We start from the raw sequence: 21,205 nt of genomic DNA, 5'->3' as shown, positions 1-21,205 counted from the left end.
TTGGGCTATAATTTTTTATGTAGATAAATTATCGTCTGCGCATCAATCAAAATAAAGAAGGAGCAGTAATTATGGCAGTACAAGATGAACTGAAGCGTCAGGCCGCTGAAAAAGCACTGGAATACGTACAGGAAAACGAATATTTGGGCATTGGCACGGGTTCAACTGTGCGTTTCTTTATTGAAGCGCTGGCGCAAAGTAGAAAAAGAATCAAAGGTGCGGTTTCTACTTCTGCCCAGACAAGTGAAGCTTTGAAAAGCTTTGGTATTCCTGAAGTAACGCTGAATGAAGTCAATGGTTTGCCCTTGTATATTGATGGTGCAGATGAAATTAATCATTTATTGCAGATGATTAAAGGTGGTGGCGGTGCTTTGGTTAATGAAAAAATTGTGGCCAGTGCGGCGGAAAAATTCATTTGTATTGCTGATGAAAGCAAGTACACCAGCCGCTTGGGTCATGTCCCGTTGCCGGTAGAAGTTATGCCAAATGCGCGTTCACTGGTGGCACGCAGATTATTAAAACTGGGCGGTGAGCCGGAATTACGCTTAGGCTTTACGACTGATAATGGCAACCAGATTCTGGATGTGGCCAATCTGAATCTGAACGAGCCAATTAAAATGGAAGATGCGATTAACAATATACCTGGCGTGGTAGACAATGGTTTGTTTACCCATTATGCGGCTGATTTGCTGATACTCGGGTGCAGCAGTGGCGTTCAGATATTAACGGCTAAAGTCTGAAATCGCTGGGATAGAAGTATGTAATAATAATCTGAATTAGTATCTGTCAGCCAGTTGCCTTAAACAGGGTGACTGGCTGCTGTTATTTGAAGTAATTATTCTTTGCAGCAATAATTGACGGCAATTACAGGCAGCTAGTTAAGCTGACAAATCATATTCAGAATATTGTTATGATATAATCATAAAAGGTAAAAATTTTGACTAAATGGCGTAAAATTCTGCTGTGGGTAGCAGTTGTTCTGACAATAGCCAAGGTCTGGTTACCAGACAGCATGATTGCACCACTGGAAGACTGGATTTATAAAGCTGATGGCATTGTTCGTTCTGTGCAGGATATTTTCAATGGCAGACCGGCAGGCAACAGAGGCAAAAAATGGGTAGTTGCCGGTAAAGGACATTATACTGGCAGCATTGATAGTGTACATGACGGGGATACCGTACATATCAGAGACAGGGATGGACATATGCATAAGGTACGTCTGGCCAATATAGATGCTCCTGAAATCAAGCAGGCCTACGGGGTTGCCAGTCGTGACGCTTTAAAGGCACGTATTGAAGGACAGCCTGTAGATGTCAATGTAGTTGCCATTGATCAGTATCAGCGTGAAGTTGGTCAGATCATGCTCAATAATGTAGATATTAATTTATGGATGGTGCAACAGGGACATGCTTGGCATTACAGTACAATTGCTAAAAAACAGCAGGATCGTTTAGGTTTTAGCCGTTATCAGAATGCTCAGCTTATGGCACGCCAAAAGCGGCTGGGTTTGTGGCACAATGCGCGAGCAATTGCACCCTGGCAGTTTCGTCAGCAACAAAAAAACAGATAATAGTCGAATCTCATGAATGCACATAAACGCAAGGAAATTTTTACCCGTTTGCAGGCCGCCTGTCCGCATCCGACTACAGAACTGATATACCATTCACCATTTGAATTATTAATTGCGGTGATGCTTTCAGCTCAGGCTACGGATGTATCCGTAAATAAATGCACCGTCCATTTATTTCAGCTGGCGCCTTCGGCAGAAGCCATGCTGGCTTTAGGCATGGACAAAATCATGGATTGTATCCGCACGATTGGTTTATACAAGACCAAAGCCAAACATGTAATGGAAACCTGCCGAATTCTGGTACAGCAATATAATGGAGAGGTACCGCAAACACGGGAACAACTGGAGGCTTTACCCGGAGTAGGACGCAAAACTGCCAATGTGGTGCTGAATACGGCATTTGGTCTGCCAACGATTGCTGTAGATACCCATATTTTTCGCGTAAGTAACCGTACTGGCCTTGCACCGGGTAAAACGGTGCGGGAAGTTGAGGATAAATTAATGCAGACTGTTCCCAGACAATTCAAAGTAGATGCACACCATTGGCTGATTTTACATGGCCGTTACGTATGTAAAGCACGCAAACCCCTGTGCGAGCATTGCGTGATTAGCGATTTGTGCGAATATCCAGCCAAGACAATTTTAACCCTCTGATCGTGTAACTTAACGCCTCTTTTCGTTACAATATTATTGATAACCGCTTGTGTAAGAAAACAAATAAGATAGGGTAGTTGATGCGGATAAATCGCAAATATATGTTGACGGCAACTATGTCGATGTTGTTAATAGCAGCCGGCTGTGACAGGCTGCAACATTGGTTTGGCAAAGGAAATTCCGAGCAGGGTTTTGTGAAGGAGATTCCTGCGGGCGCGGATGACAATAGTAATCAAGTAGCCATGTTATTGCCTGATTTCACTCAGTTGGTTGAACAGCAGGGCCCAGCGGTAGTCAATATTCAGGCAACACGTGATAACCATACTATCGATGGTGAAAGCGAAGACAGCACCGATGCCTTACCTGATAACGATCCGTTTTACGAATACTTCAAACATTTGTTACCGAATGTTCCCAAAACACCGCAGTCAAATGATGATGAATATAATTTTGGTTCCGGATTCATCATCAGCAAAGATGGTTATATCCTTACCAATACCCATGTCGTCAATGGCATGAACAACATCAAGGTGTTACTAAATGATAAGCGTGAATTTCAGGCCAAACTGATTGGTGCTGATACTCAGTCAGATGTTGCGTTATTAAAAATTAGTGCCAATGAATTACCAGTGGTACAGGCAGGTAATCCAAAACACCTGAAAGTTGGAGAGTGGGTGGCTGCAATCGGTGCACCGTTTGGTTTTGATAACAGCGTGACAGCCGGAATTGTTTCTGCTAAAGGGCGCAGCCTGCCAGAAGAAAATTACACCCCATTTATCCAGACTGATGTGGCCATCAATCCGGGAAATTCGGGTGGACCACTGTTTAACCTGAAAGGACAGGTCGTCGGCATCAACTCACAGATTTATAGTCGTAGTGGCGGATTTATGGGTATTTCCTTTGCCATTCCGATTGATGTGGCGATGAATGTGGCTGAACAACTGAAAGCAACAGGTAAAGTACAACGTGGCCGTCTGGGTGTTGTTATTCAGGAAGTTAACTATAATCTGGCTAAATCTTTTGGTCTGAATAAAGCTAATGGCGCACTGATTACACAGGTTGTTACTGGTGGGCCGGCAGCTAAAGCGGGATTATTAGCAGGCGACATTGTCGAAAGCGTGAATGGTGAAGAATTAGAAACTTCCAGTGATTTACCGGTTCGGGTAGGTCTGTTACCACCGGGTAAAAAGATTATTTTGGGTATCTGGCGTAAAGGTAAAAAAGAAGAAATCAGCGTCATACTGGATAATATGTCTCCGGCCATTACTAATCCACCCGCTATTGCCAGTACCACTATGCCAACCGACGGCACCAATTTTACCGAACAGCTCCTTGGTCTGACTTTACGGGCAACAACAAAGGGGCTGATGATAGAAGACGTCAGTGGGATAGCTGCACAGGTAGATTTACGTCATGGTGATATCATTGTGGCCGTTGGGCAAAAACTGGTGCATGATAAAAATGATTTTGAGCAGGCAGTACAGGCTAGCGGTAAAAGTCTGCCACTATTAATCAGACGAGGCAGTGGCACACAGTATGTCGCCCTGATACTGCCCTGATATGTTGTAAAACAGCTCATAAATTGCAATCTTTTCTTGCCTGTCTGGCTGCAAAATTAATCGGGCAGGCAATTGATGCCACTTATATGCAGGTTTTCCGTACTCAATTAATTCAATTATTGTGAGTAATTCACACTTAACCTGATTGAATGGTTAATTCATTTAATATCTAATGGAACAAATTTATGTTGTCAGCACAACCTAAAGCATTAGCACGTGGCCCAGTTATGGCCGATGTAGCAGCCTATCAGCTCAGTGCCGCAGAACGTGAACGGTTATGCCACCCTGCAATAGGTGGGGTAATTCTTTTCCGGCGCAATTATCAGTCTCGTGCGCAACTAATCGAACTGGTTGCAGAAATCAAAGCTTTACGAAACCCGCAACTAGTTGTAGCCATTGATCATGAAGGTGGGCGGGTGCAACGTTTTATTCCGGAATTTACCCGTCTGCCAGCAATGCGTACACTTGGACAGTGCTGGGAACAGCATGGTTCAGCAATGGCTGATAAAATGGCCGAAACAGTAGGCTGGGTACTGGCAACTGAATTACGTGCATGTGATATAGATTTGTCATTTACGCCAGTACTGGATCTGGACTGGGGCGAGTGTGCTGTTATTGGTAATCGCAGCTTCCATCAGCAGCCAGCTGTAGTCAGTGCTCTGGCGATTGCTTTACAGCGTGGACTGGCTCGTGGCGGTATGGCTTGTTGTGGTAAGCATTTTCCCGGCCATGGTGCCGCCAGCGGCGACAGCCATCTGACTATGCCTGAAGATAACCGCAGTTGGCAAGAATTATGGGTAGATGATATTCAGCCATTCAATGATTTGATTCATCATGACATGCCGGCACTGATGCCGGCGCATGTTGTCTATCCGCGAGTTGATCCTACCGAACCAGCCGGATTTTCCACTATCTGGCTAAAAGAAATTCTGCGAGACAAAATGCAGTTTGATGGTGTGATTTTTTCTGACGACCTTACCATGGAAGGTGCCAGTAGCGCTGGTGATATTAAACAGCGTGTAGCACATGCATTTGCTGCCGGTTGTGATATAGCGCTGGTATGTAATAAGCCAGACTGGGTAGATAATTTGCTTGACGGCTTTGTATGGCCGGATACCAGCCGGCTGGCACAACGCTGGCAAATGATTGCCGGCAGCGGTACAGCAGCACAGTACTGCGCCAGCATGCAAACCCCCGAATTTCAGGCAGCACAGCAGCTAGTAGCGAGTCTCGCTTCCGTGCAGGATACCTTTAACGGCGTACAGGTAGGTGAAGCTTGTTAATCATCGAATTTCTATTAATAAAAAAAGCCATAGTAAAACTATGGCTTTTTTAGTGATCAGCTTGGATCAGGCATTTTTGAAATCAATCACCATACGGCCAGTGAATTTACCGGCAGTCATTTCATCAAAAATATCATTGATGTCTTCAAGAGGGCGCAAAGTTACTTTCGGTACCACTTTACCTTCAGCACCAAATTGGAATGCTTCACGTAAATCTTCACGTGTACCTACCAGAGAACCAACTACCTCAATGCCATCCAGTACCAGACGTGGAATATTCAAATCCATAGTATCTACTGGCAGTGCCACAGCGACAATGCGTCCGCCTGCACGTACAGCAGCCACAGCAGAATTAAAGGCTGATTTGGCTACCGCAGTAACCACAGCTGCATAAGCACCGCCCACTTTTTCCTGAATAATGTCTTCTACCTTTTCCTTGGCCGGATTTAAGGTCATATCTGCACCCATTTCCCGCGCCAGTTCAAGTTGCTTATCGTTTACATCAATAGCAATCACTTTAGCATTGAATACATTCTTCGCATATTGCAGCGCCAGATTACCCAAACCGCCCAGACCATAAATCGCAATCCACTGGCCAGGCTGAATATGAGAAACCTTAATTGCCTTGTAAGTAGTGACACCAGCACAGGTAATGCTGCTGGCTGCCTCAGAACTCAGACCATCTGGTACCTTAACTGCATAATCAGCAACCACAATACATTCTTCTGCCATACCACCGTCTACAGTATAACCGGCATTTTTAACTTCCCGGCAGAATGTTTCGCGACCGCTATTACAATATTCACAATGTCCGCAGCCTTCAAAGAACCAGGCAACACTGGCGCGGTCACCTACTTTTAAAGAAGTAACATCTTCACCTACAGCAGTAACCACCCCGATACCTTCATGTCCCAGAGTGACACCGGTAACGTCACCAAAATCTGCATTTTTAACATGCAAATCAGTGTGACAAACCCCGCAACATTCCATTTTCAGTAACGCTTCATTCGCTTTCAGAGGACGTACAGCTTTGTCCTGAATGGCAACTTTTTTGTCTTTTGTTACTACGGCTGCTTTCATAATGAACCCTTTTCATCAGTAAAGATAGAAGTGTTTGGCCTGTTTATTTCTGTTATCAGACAGACCGGTACAACTAAAAATCAATTGCCGGCCAGAATCACTACCAGTATAGATATCATCCATAATCAACATGGCTAGTTAATTATCTGATGGGACAACTGACTCCATCAAACAAGCAAATTGCCATTTAAATCAGGACTCAGTGTAGTAGTGCTCTGGCAACTATTCTGACAGATGTATTAATGTATTACCAGCAGTAAAACTTAAATAATTGTAACTCTAACAAAGCTGTTGCGTAAGATTTAATTACAGCCAGATACAATATATGCAGAAGAATTTGTAATAAGTTTTAACTATTCGTTTCTAACTGATTAGCATTAAAATACAAATCAGCCAATATGCACCAACGTCATTATAACCACAGCTAAACCAGAATTAAACAAATAAATCAATATGCAAAGTTATCCATTCTAAACGTAAACAGCATCTGTCATACCCGTTTGCGCACAAGCACAGCTATGTATTAATGATAGCCGGATCCGGTTTCGAAAAACTGTGAAAAAGAGCTGGTTGCAAACCTGTAACCTTTAAGGCACAAACAGCCATATAAAGCATGGTATGATGCGCACGCTCGATCACTCAGAAACCAGATCATAACCATCATGAATACCCAGATTAGCCGGCGCAAACGCGCCCTTAACGGAGTGCTGCTGCTGGATAAAGACAGCGGTATGAGTAGTAACAGCGCTTTACAGCGGGCACGATTCTTATATGGCGCAGCCAAGGCCGGACACACCGGTGTACTCGATCCGCTGGCTACAGGCCTGTTGCCTGTGTGTTTTGGCGAAGCCACCAAATTTGCCCAGTATTTACTGGATGCCGACAAAGCTTATATAGCCACTTTGCAGTTAGGCGTGGCTACCAGCACCGGCGATACTGAGGGTGAAGTTGTAGCCACTGCGGATACCAGCATCACACTAGAACAGATACAGGCGGCAATCATGGCTTTTAGCGGTGAAATTAGCCAAACCCCGCCCATGTACTCTGCCATCAAACATCAGGGTAAACCGCTGTATGAATATGCCCGTGCCGGCATCACCATCGAACGTAAAAGCCGGCAGGTGACTATTTACCAGATAGATATTCTGGAATTTGCCTTTCCCAGACTAGTAATAAGTGTGCGTTGCAGCAAAGGAACCTATATCCGTACTCTGGCCGAAGATATGGCCAGACACATGGGCACAGTAGCGCATCTGACCGCTTTGCGGCGTATTGCTACGGCTGGTTTTGCAATTGAAGACACATATTCACTGGCTGCCATCAGCAGCGCAGATGAAGTAACACGTGATAACTGGCTCTTACCCTGTGATGTGCTGGTGCAACATTTTACTGCTGTTACCCTGACAGATAAGGATATTTTGCAGTTACAACATGGCATAGCCGTGCATTCCGAGCAAAATTATGGCACAATGTGCCCCTTGCGTATTTATGCTGCTAATGGGCGTTTTATCGGATTAGTGCAATATCAGGAAGCCAGCCGGCGCTTGAAAGTACTGCGTCTGATGAATACCGCTTCTGCCGGTTAAATACGTATCTGGAGTTGGTAGTTGTTAATCACATTATGATTAGCTTGGCCAACTTGTCTGCCGCAAGGCTTTTTTAAAGAGTAAATTACATGTTAACTGTTGAACAAAAAGCACAAATCGTTAAAGATTATCAGCGTACTGAAGGTGATACCGGTTCTTCTGAAGTACAAATCGCGTTATTAACTTTCCGTATTAATGACCTGACTGGCCACTTCAAAGCCAACCCAAAAGATCACCACAGCCGTCGTGGTCTGTTGAAAATGGTAAGTGCCCGTCGTCGTTTGCTGGCGTATATCCGTCGCACCAAACCGGATACCTATCGCGAACTGATTGCTCGTCTGGGTCTGCGTAAATAAGCATATCCCGTTTGACCAAAAAAGCCGTCTTTTTAAAGACGGCTTTTTTATACCTTATCATACCTTACTACTTTGAGCGATTAACAATGGCAATTGGCCGAGGCATAGACAGCCTTCGGAATGTCTATAACAAGCTTAAAACAACGGTAGAGAATAGGTTGAACGTGCGACAGGATATTTGACCAGAAAAAAACTAAAAGGGTTGCGATTGCGCCGAGTAATGATAGGGATGATGACGAACCAAGTATGTGACAAGATTGAAACAAAATAAACGTCAACTTATTGATTTCTATTTTAATTCGATTTACTATAAATTTACCTATTTTCCAGCAAATAGGAGGAATTTTGATGTTAAAGCGTTTAATTTCTTGATCAATACTGGTAGCTTTAAGTATATCAGCAGTAACTGCTACCACTGCTGACTAAAAGCATTCTTGTAGCTAGTATATTGAGTAGTAAGAAACAGAATCAAAAACAAGATAATGAAGGATTGCTGCGCTTATCAGTAAGTCAGCTTAACCGGTGCAGCCAGCAATATAATCGCTGTACTGAAGGCCTTATTGCTAATATAGGGTTTCATCAGTGTTATGCGGTCTATATGTATTGTCTTGGTTCTGCTAGTGGAGGTATTTTTGACTTACCTGGCGGGGCAGCGAATCATCATTGGTAATGGGTATGGACAAATCAGAATTTTCTCATGAGCAACTAGTTGAGATTAACCAGAGAGCTAATGAATTAGGTAAGGCTCTTGATCAATTTGCTCTTGATCTACGACATAAATATCATTTTTACCCTGATCTAACAGTTCATGCATGTGGAGCAGCTTTAGGTAATATGATTAACATAAATATGCTTGTCTATAATCTGTGTCCTGAATTAGCACCACCTTATTTACAAGGTACTGATTATTCCGTTGTTGTTGAAAGGATCAAACAAGAAAAACAAGAATTTGATAATGAGATAGCGCGATATGAACAGAAACAAGCTGCAAAATCTGTGTGAAATTAAATAAAGTCCTAAACAGGGTCTTGTTGTTATTTAGCTTACAGTCTATGACTTAATCACGCTTCAGCATGTACCATAAAATTTAATAGCTCGCTTATGATACAGACAGCTTGTAATTGTTCTAGCGTCCCTGTTTCAAGTCACGTTTTATCTTCTGTCAGAAAGAGCAGGCAGCGGCATAAGCACGATAACTAATACCTTGCACGCTAAATACTTTGGCTTCCTGTTTTTGGTTAAAGCTTAGCCGTACCCAGCGTATTTCGCGCTTACATTTTCTAAATGAAATATCAATATTAAAATCAGTATTGGCATTGATTTATTCAACTGCTGGAGCAATTACGAATCCTTTAAGGCTACTAATTTTTTTGTATCTGTCGCCAATAGCTAAAAAATTCTCTAAAGTCATTAATTTCAAATCCATACTGGCGATTGTGCAATAACGCCAGACAGGGAGATGGTGATAAGTAGAGCAAATAGCCTTGAATCACGGCTGAAAGATCAATACTACACATCGGCAGAAGAGAAGTGCAAACAAAACTGTATTATTCTATTTTATTATACAAATCAGCATTTAGCTGCGCATTCTGCGTCTGACACCAATCCAGATGATCTTTATTTAAATGAAAGGTTTTAACCTGAAACTCTTTCAGACTTTCCTGTTGTTCCATTTTACGCGCATATGAGCGCACAAAGCGGCGTACATCATTGGGCGTTTCCAGAATCAGACCGGGCACAGTTTGCGGTTTGCTGGTGGAAGAATCAATCGCTACCATAGTGAAATAACTGGAATTACTATGGCGTACTTCACCGGTAATCAGATTTTCCGCCTCCACACGGATACCAATCATCATAGATGATTTACCTACATAATTTACCCGTGCCTTAATGGATACCAGATCGCCGACATAAATCGGTGTGCGGAAATTAACTGTATTAATAGCCGCAGTCACCGTTACAGCACGGGCGTGCTTGCTGGCACAGGCATAGGCAGCCTGATCCATCAAAGCCAGAATACGCCCGCCGAAAATAGTATTATTGGCATTGGTATCTTCCGGATGCATCACCACTGATAACAACACATCACTATCAGTTGGTTTCTTATATAAAAGCTCAGACATATATTGTTCCTTATTAATACAGGTACAGCCAAATCCGGTTGAACCAATATGATTTACATACATAAAATTTATTTTAACATATAAATAAATTACATTAATATGTAAATAAATTTTATCAATATGAGCTAGATAACACCAAGAAACAACCTTGCCATCTGAATAAATATTGGCATTTACAGCATAAAAAGACCAAAAACACCTGAATTAAATGGCTATATACCAGCACAAGCCCATCGTGCTTGCGATAAGGTAAAAAATATATGTTAGAATTTGACCACACACAAAATGTATTTGTGGTTATTACAGACCTGTATAAACCATATTTAATAACCATTTTGCAAATTTCGCCCAGCCAGAAACCCTACCCATGTAAATGTGTAGTTACGTATATATGGGTAGGTTTTTTAGCGGGTGCGGCTTTTGTAAAATTCAGAACAGAAAGTCCAGCATGTTTAATAAACATATTAAAACATTCCAGTACGGAAACCAGACTGTTACATTGGAAACCGGTGAAATTGCCCGTCAGGCTGCCGGTGCCGTAAAAATCTCCATGGGTGACACCGTAGTACTGGTGGCAGTAACTGCCGCTAAAGAAGTCAAACCCGGACAGGATTTTTTCCCGCTTACCGTAGACTATCTCGAACGTACCTACGCAGCCGGTAAAATTCCGGGTGGCTTTTTCAAGCGAGAAGGCAAACAAAGCGAAAAAGAAATCCTAACCAGCCGCCTGATTGACCGCCCGATTCGTCCTTTATTTCCAGAGGGCTTCTTTAACGATATCCAGATTGTGGCCATGGTCGTATCAGTTGATCCGGAAATCGACTCAGACATTCCGGCCATGCTAGGTGCCTCAGCCGCACTATTGCTAACAGGCGTACCTTTTGCCGGCCCGATTGGTGCTGCACGCGTGGGTTATATAAATGGTGAATATGTCCTAAATCCCACTAAAGCACAGCTAACCCGTTCACAACTGGATCTGGTAGTGGCCGGTACAGAAAAAGCTGTACTGATGGTGGAATCTGAAGCAGATGTTCTGTCAGAAGAAACCATGCTTGGTGCCGTGGTATTCGGACATGAACAGATGCAGGCAGCTATCCGCGCCATTAATGAATTTGCTGATGAAGTAAATCCAGAAGTATGGGACTGGCAGCCGCCGGCAGCCGATGAAACACTGGAGGCCAAAGTGCGCGAGCTGGCCGGAGCAACCATTGATGCTGCATTTAAAATCAAACAGAAACAGGCACGCACAGCCAAGCTTGATGAAGCTTGGGCAGCCGTAGAAGCAGCACTGATTACCGAAGAAACCGATACCTTACTGGCTAACCAGATTCGCGGTATTTTCAAAGATCTGGAAAAAGAAGTAGTTCGTGGCCAGATTCTCGAAGGCCAGCCACGCATTGATGGCCGCGATACCCGTACCGTACGCCCGATTAATATCCAAACTGGCGTATTGCCACGTACCCACGGTTCCGCTCTGTTTACCCGTGGTGAAACACAGTCACTGGCTACTGCTACCTTAGGAACCCAGCGCGACGAGCAGATTATTGATGCCCTGAGTGGTGAATATACCGATCGCTTTATGCTGCACTACAACTTCCCACCTTATTCCACAGGTGAAGTAGGCCGTATGGGTGCGCCAAAACGACGCGAAATCGGTCATGGCCGATTGGCAAAACGCGCATTACTGGCCGTTTTGCCTGATGTTGAAGATTTCAGCTATACCATGCGAGTGGTATCAGAAATTACCGAATCCAACGGTTCTTCTTCCATGGCCAGCGTGTGTGCCGGTTGTCTGAGTCTGCTCAATGCCGGCGTACCCCTGAAAAGCCATGTTGCCGGTATCGCTATGGGCTTGATACTGGACGGCAATAAATTTGCTGTACTGACTGATATTCTAGGTGATGAAGACCACCTTGGTGATATGGACTTCAAAGTAGCCGGTACCACTGCCGGTGTAACTGCCTTACAAATGGATATTAAAATTCAGGGTATTACCAAAGAAATCATGCAGATTGCCTTGGCTCAGGCCAAAGAAGCCCGTCTGAAAATTCTCAGCCAGATGCAGCAAGCCGTAGAAGGCCCGCAGGAATTATCTGCCCATGCACCTCGTTTATTTACCATGAAAATCCATCAGGACAAAATCCGCGATGTCATTGGAAAAGGCGGCGAAACCATTCGTGCATTAACGGCTGAAACCGGCACCGAAATCAACATTGCCGAAGATGGCACCATCACCATAGCTGCCAGCACCAGTGAAGCGGGAGAAGCAGCCAAACGCCGTATTGAAGCCATCACCGCAGAAGTAGAAGTAGGTAAAGTGTACGAAGGTACCGTAATCAAGATTCTGGATAATAATGTTGGTGCAATCGTATCCGTAATGCCGGGTAAAGATGGCCTAGTACACATTAGCCAGATTTCACATGAGCGGGTAAAAAATGTCAGCGATTATCTACAGATAGGCCAGCAAGTAAAAGTAAAAGCACTGGAAATCGACGATCGCGGCCGCGTGCGTTTATCTATCAAAGCACTGCTGGAAAAAGCACCACAGGAATTCAAACCAGCTGAAAACTGATTATCAGTATTCAATCTTTCAGGCTGCCTTGCATGTAAGGCAGCTTTTTCTTTTGGGCTGCTATTGGTTATTTTCCTGCAATAAAGTCAGAATTACACACCTGAAAACTGATCGGGCGGTTGTATGATCAGAAAATTCAAATCTTAATTACAGGTATGCTATGTCCCGATTATCCTCCCATGTACAAGTCATTAACAGACAGGAAACAAGAAATCTAATCTTATCTCATACTGTTGCCTAAAATTTAATCAATTAAATTTAATTTATAAGTAACAATGGTCTAAATTACTTATCCACAGTTTATATGCAATAACATCCCAGTAATGACAGGAATAATGTGTATTTATCCCAATACATCACACCTGTTCATAACCCAACTGGCAAAAGACTAGGCAAATGCGGCATAAATCATCTTTTTTTGTGGATAAACTCAATCTCCAATACTTATTGATACACAACACCTGCAACGAGCAGCTTTTCATCCTATTAAAATTTATACCAAACCTGTTTTATTTAAACATGGTTCACAGATGATCATCAAACTACAAAGCCAGATGTATACAGCATAAATAACACATTACTCAAAACCGTAATACAGTGCTGAATCATATCAACCAATATGATAAATATATTTTTTGATTCAGCGTTTCTCAGCTATACAAATCATGTTTACATGAATAGAATATTCATTCTAAGTATAATCTTTGTAACAGAGGAAATTTCTCTATGAGTAGTGGCTTAAAACTGGAACAAATCAAAGCTTATTTTGAGCAGCATCAATTACCAGCTTTTGATAGCTCATCAATAATCTATGGCATGATTAATGCCAAAGCGTGGCAATATGCACTATTTTCAGGCTTAGCAACCTTAGGTATTAAACATCTGCTTATCTACTTCAATGCAGAAAAAATAATTTTGATTGGATTGTCGCTAACTGCCAATTTGACGCAGTCTATAACCGTTATCCCAATGACAAAAGTTTCCGATTTAAGTTTCAAGAAAGGCATCTTCAGAGGAGAAATAACATTTACCTTTGAGCAAAAGAAATATCAAATTAAAGTACCCAATTTTATTGTTGCAGCAAAATGGCACAAAGGTAATCTGAAAAATATCTTGGAGCGCTACATCATCAGATATTCATAATAACCATATCTGAAGTAAGCAAATTTATGCCCCTGATTATTCATAGTATAGATCAATTTTAATTATTCAATGCATCATCATCGAATAGTGAAAGTAATCAACTGAGCTATATTCAAGAGCTACTGTCCATAGTGATATCCATTCCAACCAGAGTGCAATCACAGAAAATAAAAAACATACATGTAGTAACCATAAGGACAGTCTATAATGCAGGTTTTTACCGCGTAGAGACAAAAAAATGCAGCATATCCACATCATTGGTATAGGCGGAACATTTATGGGAGGCATTGCCGCTATAGCCAAACAGGCCGGCTACCGCGTCACAGGTTGTGATGCCAAAATGTATCCGCCGATGAGTACACAGCTGGCTGATTTGGGCATTGATGTGGTGGAAGGATTTGAGGCAACACAGCTGGATAACTATCCTGCTGATATCTATGTAATTGGTAATGTTGCCCGTCGCGGAATGCCTGTCGTTGAGGCCATTCTCAATCGCAATTTGCCGTATACTTCCGGGCCGCAATGGCTGGCAGAAAATATACTGCAACACCATTGGGTGCTGGCTGTAGCCGGTACTCATGGTAAAACCACTACAGCAAGTATGCTGGCATGGGTGCTGGAAGATGCCGGTCTGGCACCCGGATTTCTGATTGGCGGCGTGCCACAGAATTTTGCTGTATCAGCACGATTGCCACAAATACCTCCAGCAACACAATCCACAACTACACCAGAACGCAGCCCGTTTTTCGTTATTGAGGCCGATGAATACGATACAGCCTTTTTTGATAAACGCAGTAAATTTGTACACTATCGTCCCCGTACGGCAATTTTGAATAATCTTGAATATGACCACGCAGATATTTTTCCCAACCTAGCTGCAATTCAGACCCAGTTTCATCATCTGATTCGCACTATCCCGAGCGATGGTCTAATTGTTGTCAATGAAGAGTCAGCAGCTCTGGCTGAAGTTTTACAACAAGGATGCTGGAGTGAGGTAGAGGGCTTTGGTTCCGGCAAAGATTGGCAGATAGGCGAAATCTCTGCAACCGGTGGCTTCGATGTGCTGTATCAGCAACAAAAAGTAGGCCATATTGAATGGAAATTGCTCGGGCAGCACAACCGCATGAATGCGCTGGCCGTAATTGCAGCTGCCCGCCATGTTGGCATTTCCGTACAGCAGTCATGTGCTGCACTGGCACGCTTTGAAAACGTGAAACGGCGTATGGAAATCAAGGGCATCGTCAATAATATAACTGTTTATGATGATTTTGCCCATCATCCCACCGCCATTGCCACCACCATAGCCGGCTTACGTCAGAAAGTAGCTAATGCACGTATTTTGGCCGTACTCGAACCACGTTCCAACACCATGAAACTGGGTACCATGAAAGCAGCACTGCCAGCCAGTCTGGCAGAAGCCGATAAAGTATATTGTTATGCAGGCGGTGTAGAATGGGATGTAGCCGCCGCGCTAAGTCCGCTACAGGATAAAGTAAAAGTTTTTCAGGATATGCAGTCACTGATTAATGCCATTGCAGAAGAAGCACAGCAAAGTGATCATATACTCGTAATGAGTAATGGCGGCTTTGGAGGTATTCATCAACAAATACTCACACAGTTAGCACACCAAGCAGCGGATTAATTGCAATAAGCCTGAATTGTGGCACAGAAATAATATCCAGATGCCGATTCAGGCTCCACAAAAGCCAGATTTATCTGCTATCTTGACTAATCAACTGATATTACAAACTCAGTTTGAAACTAGACCTGTATGCCTATGCGTACAAAAGAACAACTAAATTAGTGCAAATATTACTGCCACAGCACAAGAGTGGCTCAGTTCAGGAAGTTTCATATACCATTGCCTTTACCAGCTCAGTATGGTTCATTTTTCCATATATTTTAAGCCAGCCCTGTGCAGCTTCACGCTGGTCACAGCTCTTGGCTACCTGTATCTGAGCTGGATTCATCTCTGTATAAGTTAATTGCGCCAGATGATGACAGTCTACAGCCTGTGCGATTGAGGTTGCAGCCACTGTGGCTCGGGCAGGAGCAGAATGAAAATTTCCCAGCAGCAATAGTAAAACCATCAATCCAGATATCTTCAATAATTTCATAATCTACTCCGAATTTAGAAAAATCTAATAAATTAGTTAATTTTTACTATAATAATTAGAAAAAAATAAATATTCAAGAGGTAGATTTCTTAAAAATATAATTACTATTCATTTTTTTAAAAATGAAGTATAATAAAACAAATTTACTGACGAAATTTCTAATAAATTGCTGGAGTTTGTGTATGCAAACATTCAAGGACCGTCTGGCTTCACTATGGCCGGGTGAGCGTCAATCCAAAATTGCCACAGACATTGACATGACTATGGCCGGATTCAGCCGTATCTGGCATGAAGGCGGTTTACCCAAAGCAGAAACCCTGAAACGCATCAAAGAATTAAAAGGATGCAGCATCGACTGGCTGTTAACCGGAGAAGGGGAACCTTTTCCTGAACACTCTGCTCAGGCGGCACGCGATACACTGGGTAATCCAGTTAATGCAGATGATTTTGTATACGTACCACGGTACGCGATTGAAGCTGCGGCCGGACATGGCAGTCTGGTTACCAATGAGACACCTATGTTTACCATGGCGTTTCGCAAAGACTGGATTAACTCAATAATTAGTCAGGAAGTCAGTGGTCTATCCGTTATTTCGGTTAAAGGTGACTCCATGGAAGGTGTGCTCAATGATGGGGATACCATTCTGGTGCAGAAAATGAATTACATACGGCGTGATGGATTATATGTACTACGTATCAACGATAATCTGCTGGTAAAACGTTTACAGCTAATGCCGGGTAATGTAGTCAATGTCATTTCTGCCAACGATGCTTACCCGAGTTTTGAAATCCGGCTGGATAGCGAAAGCGATGATGTGCAGATTATTGGCAAAGTCTTGTGGTTTGGCCGATATCTGTAACACCGTTAATAATTTATTCTAGCCTGAGTACACTGCCAGATAAAGCAATACACAATTGAACATAATAAATTTATAGATTGGCTATTTAGCTATTTATGCGCCTGCTGGTAATCTGATATACCTGAACAAATAAAAAAACCGCCTGAATTTAAAAAAATTAAGGCGGTTTTATATATACATTAATATTTCAGCTTATCGCTTCAATTCTTATAAACACTGCCATCAGCAAGTAACCACTCCGGTTCTGCACCTTTATCAATCACATCCTGATTGACCACAACTTTTTTCACATCAGCTAAATCGGGCAGGGCATACATGGTGTTCAGCAAAGCTTTTTCTACAATTGAGCGCAAACCACGGGCTCCGGTTTTTCGTGCCATAGCCAGCTTGGCAATAGCTCGCAAAGCTGAAGGCTGAACCTGTAGCTCCACACCCTCCATCGCAAACAAAGCCTGAAACTGTTTGATTAATGCATTTTTGGGCTCAGTAAGAATATTAATAAGCGCGTCTTCATCCAGTTCTGTCAGCGTGGCAATAACTGGTAGACGGCCAATCAGCTCAGGAATCAAACCGAATTTAATCAGATCTTCCGGCTCCACCGTTTGAAACAGCTCACTAACATTAGTGTTTTCGTCTTTACTGTGCACTGCCGCACCAAAACCAATACCGCCTTTTTCAGTACGCTGGCGGATAACTTTTTCCAAACCGGCAAAAGCACCGCCACAGATAAACAGAATATTAGTAGTGTCTACATTAATAAATTCCTGATTAGGGTGTTTACGGCCACCCTGAGGCGGAACAGAAGCAACCGTACCTTCTACCAGCTTAAGCAAAGCCTGTTGCACACCTTCACCCGAAACATCGCGCGTAATTGAAGGATTATCACTCTTACGGGAAATTTTATCGATTTCATCAATATACACAATGCCTCTTTGTGCTTTCTGTACATCAAAATCGCATTTGCCCAGCAATTTAGTGATAATCTGTTCAACATCCTCACCTACATAACCAGCTTCAGTAAGAGTAGTCGCATCGGCCATTACAAACGGCACATCCAGTTTGCGTGCCAAAGTCTGAGCTAACAGTGTTTTGCCGGAACCAGTAGGTCCAATCAGCAAAATATTAGATTTGGACAGTTCTACCTGACCCTCTTCCTTGCCCATACGTAAACGTTTGTAATGATTGTATACCGCTACCGCCAGCGATTTTTTTGCCGTTTCCTGCCCAATCACATATTGATCAAGATTGGCAACAATTTCTGCCGGCGTAGGCAATTTATCCTGACCGGAGCTGACATCTGAACCTGCGGAAGCAGTTGCAGCCGGCGTGCCTTTTTCTGTAGAAGAACCACCCGGATTATGTAGCATTTCATTGCATGTATCTACGCACTCATTACAGATTAATGCGTTTTCACCTTCAATTAAATTTTTAACTTCGTTTTCAGTTTTTCCGCAAAACGAACAATAACGAATTTCTTTACTCATAAACAGGATTTCATCAAGAAAATAGAGCTTATATTGAAAGCCTGACTGGCTACAGCCTTAACCACACCGTACCCAAACTCAGCCAAAAAATGAGTATATAGTGTTATTAGCCTGATATCAAACTGAATGCTAATGTGGTTTTAACTATTGCAGCAACCGGTTTAGCAATGAAAAACTGGTTAAAATATCGTTTATAAACAGCTTTTATTTGCGCTAGCAACTGATGAAAGTTCCGGCAATGATTAAAATTGTCTTATAATTAGCCACAGAAACAGATTTTGTATTGATTATTTGGACGCTGAAATTTCTATTAATCATAGCCAACAGAGATGTATCTGTTCCGCCCTCACGTTCAGCATGAGCATCTTAATTGAGAATTAAATTACCCCGAATCAGAGTCAAAAAGGAAGTTACCATGTCACGTTTATCTTGTCTGCGTCGCTGGCAGTGGGTAAGCCTGTTAAGTAGCAGTCTGTTTTTTGCAGTGCCTGCTTTTGCCGGAGACCTCGATGTCCTCGGTAAATTTATCGAACAAAAGCAAGTGGGTGACCAGAGTGATACCCTCAGTTCATTTATCACCAATCACCCTGATGCCAATCTGGAAACACGTGCCCAGATTGCCGGTCCCTTATTAAGCTCACAATCGGCACTGATTATGAATAATGAGACTGGCGAAATCCTGTACCAGAAAAACATCAATCAGGTACGCTCTATTGCATCCATTTCCAAGCTGGTTTCAGCAATGGTAGTGCTGGATGCCAACCAGAATATGAATGAGCACATTACCATCACCGATGCAGAGATTGACCGGCTCAAAAACTCAACCAGCCGCCTGTCAGTAGGCACCGTGATGACCCGGCGTGAACTGTTGCATATCGGTTTAATGAGTAGTGAAAACCGCGCAATCCACGCATTGGCGCGTACTTATCCGGGTGGTATGCCGGCATTTGTAGACGCCATGAATCGCAAGGTGGCTGAGTTGGGGATGACCAATGCGCGCTTTTATGAGCCAACCGGACTGGATCCGCGTAATCAGGCTACAGCACGTGATCTGGCCTTACTGGTACGCGGTGCCAGCCAGTATCCGCTTATCAGACAGTATTCCACCGATAATTCTGGTTCGGTATATACCAGTAATGGCCGTATAGAGCAGTATCGCAATTCCAATGCACTGGTACGCGAAGGCGCATGGCCAATTGCCTTGCAAAAAACCGGTTATATCCGTGAAGCAGGCCGCTCCATGGTTTTGCTGACCAGCGTACAGAATCAGCCGGTTACCATTGTCCTGCTGAATTCCCCCAGTTCCACCACCCGGGTTAGTGATGCACGTGCACTGCGCTCATGGGCGATGCAGCAGTCTTTGTAAAACTAACCTGTAATGAAACACCCCGTTAGCATTAACGGGGTTTTTATTATCAAGCCGGTTAAACCAGCAATTTACTTTGCTAGCAAAAATACCGGAACGTGCTAACATTAGCTGTTGAAAGACTACCATAGTCTGGAACAAACAACAGGGAAGGATGCTGATATGGCAATATTGATTACAGGCGCTTCTGCCGGTTTTGGTGCAGAAATGTGTCGGGTACTGGTTCATGCCGGCTATAAAGTGATCGGCGCAGCACGGCGGCTGGATAAGCTGCACCATTTACAGGCTGAGCTGGGCACAGCCTTTTTACCGTTACAAATGGATGTGGCCGACAAAAGCAGCGTCGATAGCGCATTGGCTTCCCTGCAAGGCACTTGGGCTGATATTGACTTACTGGTGAATAATGCCGGGCTGGCACTGGGCATGGAACCGGCGCAGGAGGCAAACTATACCGACTGGGAAACCATGATACACACCAATATCCTTGGCTTAACCTATGTAACACGGCAGATACTCCCGCGCATGATAGCCAAAAATGCCGGTTATATCATCAATCTGGGCTCCACTGCCGGCGCATGGCCGTATAAAGGTGGCAATGTATACGGCGCCACCAAAGCCTTTGTACGCCAGTTCAGCCTGAATTTACGTACCGATCTGGCCGGCACCCGTATTCGCGTCACCAATATTGCTCCCGGCCTGTGCGGAGATACCGAATTTTCCAATGTGCGTTTTCGCGGGGACGACAAGCAAGCCGCAGCCGTGTATGAAAATATCAGCTATCTGCAACCGGCAGATATCGCCAACACCGTGTTATGGCTCTATCAAACTCCTGCTCATATGAATGTCAACAACATCGAAATCATGCCAGTATCACAAACCTTTGCCGGCCTGAGTGTCACCCGTGATCTGGCATAAGGCTGGCAGGCATGAGTAGCAATACAGCATGGCAATCCAAAGCCGAAGATAAAGCACGTATCATGGCACAGTGCGCAGAACAGGGCGTTACCGTTACCCAGCTACGTGCTCAGGTACTGGATATTGTAATAAACATGGACGGCGTAATTAAAGCCTATCAGGTACTGGCACATATGCAACAGCACAGCAGCAACACCGTTGCCCCGCCCACTGCCTATCGGGCACTGGATTTCTGGGCGGAGCAGGGCGTATTACATAAAATACCGGCGGTTAACGGCTATATTCTTTGCCGTCATGTTCAGCATGAATGTGACAGTCATTGTCAGCAAGACAATATACATCACAGCGATTTTGTATTGGTGTGCAACCAGTGTGGCGCCGTAGATGAACAAAGCCTGAGCTCCGAATGGGCAGCATTGCGCCGGCGCGCGGCCGATAACGGCTTTATGCTCAATGATGAACATATCGTACTTACCGGCATCTGCCAGCAATGCCAGCAACGCCTGTCGTAAAGTATTTGATTAGTTTAAAGAATGA

Annotated in this window: 19 protein-coding genes; 15 read left to right on the top strand and 4 right to left on the bottom strand. The window is 43.6% G+C overall.

The genetic code is table 11. The features are described 5' to 3' along the window. The first annotated feature begins 71 nt into the window (after positions 1-71). The 5 genes from rpiA to nagZ all read left to right on the top strand — a co-directional run bounded on the left by rpiA (position 72) and on the right by nagZ (position 5,066). Positions 72-740, top strand: a complete 669-nt coding sequence (gene rpiA, locus MJ761_RS00500; protein ID WP_093091015.1) for a ribose-5-phosphate isomerase RpiA — start codon at positions 72-74, stop codon at positions 738-740. A 197-nt stretch (positions 741-937) separates the two neighbouring features. Then, positions 938-1,570 carry a thermonuclease family protein gene (locus MJ761_RS00495; protein ID WP_093091013.1) on the top strand — a complete coding sequence of 211 codons (633 nt, stop codon included), beginning with the start codon at positions 938-940 and terminating at the stop codon, positions 1,568-1,570. A gap of 12 nt (positions 1,571-1,582) precedes the next feature. Continuing rightward, positions 1,583-2,224, top strand: a complete 642-nt coding sequence (gene nth / locus MJ761_RS00490; protein ID WP_093091011.1) for an endonuclease III — start codon at positions 1,583-1,585, stop codon at positions 2,222-2,224. Positions 2,225-2,310: 86 nt separating this feature from the next. Continuing rightward, on the top strand, positions 2,311-3,783 hold the full coding sequence (locus tag MJ761_RS00485) for a DegQ family serine endoprotease (RefSeq protein WP_369796833.1): 1,473 nt from the start codon (positions 2,311-2,313) through the stop codon (positions 3,781-3,783). 185 nt (positions 3,784-3,968) lie between these two features. Next, the gene (nagZ, locus tag MJ761_RS00480) at positions 3,969-5,066 is read left to right on the top strand and encodes a beta-N-acetylhexosaminidase (RefSeq protein ID WP_239392825.1); all 1,098 of its coding nucleotides are present in this window, start codon (positions 3,969-3,971) and stop codon (positions 5,064-5,066) included. A 66-nt stretch (positions 5,067-5,132) separates the two neighbouring features. On the opposite strand, the gene adhP is transcribed toward nagZ, so the two are convergent. Then, positions 5,133-6,146: an alcohol dehydrogenase AdhP gene (adhP, locus tag MJ761_RS00475; protein ID WP_037406309.1), complete on the bottom strand. Its 1,014-nt coding sequence runs from the start codon at positions 6,144-6,146 to the stop codon at positions 5,133-5,135. A 662-nt stretch (positions 6,147-6,808) separates the two neighbouring features. Between adhP and truB the strand changes: the two genes are divergently transcribed. The 3 genes from truB (at position 6,809) to MJ761_RS00460 (ending at position 9,090) form a co-directional block, all read left to right on the top strand. Continuing rightward, positions 6,809-7,732 carry a tRNA pseudouridine(55) synthase TruB gene (truB, locus tag MJ761_RS00470; RefSeq protein ID WP_093091009.1) on the top strand — a complete coding sequence of 308 codons (924 nt, stop codon included), beginning with the start codon at positions 6,809-6,811 and terminating at the stop codon, positions 7,730-7,732. A gap of 89 nt (positions 7,733-7,821) precedes the next feature. Further along, positions 7,822-8,088, top strand: coding sequence for a 30S ribosomal protein S15 (gene rpsO, locus MJ761_RS00465; protein WP_037406313.1), 267 nt, complete (start codon positions 7,822-7,824; stop codon positions 8,086-8,088). A 675-nt stretch (positions 8,089-8,763) separates the two neighbouring features. Beyond that, complete coding sequence (locus MJ761_RS00460) at positions 8,764-9,090, top strand: hypothetical protein (protein ID WP_141683399.1); 327 nt, start codon at positions 8,764-8,766, stop codon at positions 9,088-9,090. 545 nt (positions 9,091-9,635) lie between these two features. Here MJ761_RS00460 and MJ761_RS00455 read toward each other — a convergent pair. Next, the gene (locus MJ761_RS00455) at positions 9,636-10,211 is read right to left on the bottom strand and encodes an acyl-CoA thioesterase (RefSeq protein ID WP_093091005.1); all 576 of its coding nucleotides are present in this window, start codon (positions 10,209-10,211) and stop codon (positions 9,636-9,638) included. Between the two features lie 448 nt (positions 10,212-10,659). Here MJ761_RS00455 and pnp point away from each other — a divergent pair, with 448 nt between their 5' ends. From pnp to mpl, 3 genes are all read left to right on the top strand, one after another. Next, on the top strand, positions 10,660-12,783 hold the full coding sequence (gene pnp, locus MJ761_RS00450; protein WP_093091003.1) for a polyribonucleotide nucleotidyltransferase: 2,124 nt from the start codon (positions 10,660-10,662) through the stop codon (positions 12,781-12,783). 726 nt (positions 12,784-13,509) lie between these two features. After that, a complete protein-coding gene (locus tag MJ761_RS00445; RefSeq protein ID WP_093091001.1) occupies positions 13,510-13,926 on the top strand; it encodes a PH domain-containing protein in 417 nt (138 codons plus the stop codon). Between the two features lie 238 nt (positions 13,927-14,164). After that, complete coding sequence (gene mpl, locus MJ761_RS00440) at positions 14,165-15,568, top strand: UDP-N-acetylmuramate:L-alanyl-gamma-D-glutamyl-meso-diaminopimelate ligase (protein WP_093090999.1); 1,404 nt, start codon at positions 14,165-14,167, stop codon at positions 15,566-15,568. 199 nt (positions 15,569-15,767) lie between these two features. Here the strand turns inward: mpl and MJ761_RS00435 are convergent, their stop codons facing one another. Further along, positions 15,768-16,043: a hypothetical protein gene (locus tag MJ761_RS00435; protein WP_037406328.1), complete on the bottom strand. Its 276-nt coding sequence runs from the start codon at positions 16,041-16,043 to the stop codon at positions 15,768-15,770. A gap of 182 nt (positions 16,044-16,225) precedes the next feature. Here MJ761_RS00435 and MJ761_RS00430 point away from each other — a divergent pair, with 182 nt between their 5' ends. Further along, positions 16,226-16,903 carry a S24 family peptidase gene (locus MJ761_RS00430; RefSeq protein ID WP_093090995.1) on the top strand — a complete coding sequence of 226 codons (678 nt, stop codon included), beginning with the start codon at positions 16,226-16,228 and terminating at the stop codon, positions 16,901-16,903. Positions 16,904-17,103: 200 nt separating this feature from the next. Here the strand turns inward: MJ761_RS00430 and clpX are convergent, their stop codons facing one another. Beyond that, complete coding sequence (gene clpX, locus MJ761_RS00425) at positions 17,104-18,387, bottom strand: ATP-dependent Clp protease ATP-binding subunit ClpX (protein ID WP_093090992.1); 1,284 nt, start codon at positions 18,385-18,387, stop codon at positions 17,104-17,106. A gap of 415 nt (positions 18,388-18,802) precedes the next feature. Here clpX and MJ761_RS00420 point away from each other — a divergent pair, with 415 nt between their 5' ends. From MJ761_RS00420 to MJ761_RS00410, 3 genes are all read left to right on the top strand, one after another. Continuing rightward, positions 18,803-19,753, top strand: coding sequence for a serine hydrolase (locus MJ761_RS00420; protein WP_093090990.1), 951 nt, complete (start codon positions 18,803-18,805; stop codon positions 19,751-19,753). Between the two features lie 162 nt (positions 19,754-19,915). Beyond that, positions 19,916-20,668 carry an SDR family oxidoreductase gene (locus MJ761_RS00415; RefSeq protein ID WP_093090988.1) on the top strand — a complete coding sequence of 251 codons (753 nt, stop codon included), beginning with the start codon at positions 19,916-19,918 and terminating at the stop codon, positions 20,666-20,668. Between the two features lie 11 nt (positions 20,669-20,679). Further along, a complete protein-coding gene (locus tag MJ761_RS00410; RefSeq protein WP_093090986.1) occupies positions 20,680-21,180 on the top strand; it encodes a Fur family transcriptional regulator in 501 nt (166 codons plus the stop codon). Positions 21,181-21,205 lie beyond the last annotated feature (25 nt).

Source organism: Snodgrassella communis, assembly GCF_914768045.1.
GTDB classification, from domain to species: domain Bacteria; phylum Pseudomonadota; class Gammaproteobacteria; order Burkholderiales; family Neisseriaceae; genus Snodgrassella; species Snodgrassella communis.
Note: the sequence above shows the minus strand (reverse complement) of the source record. Positions and strands in the feature narration are given on the sequence as shown.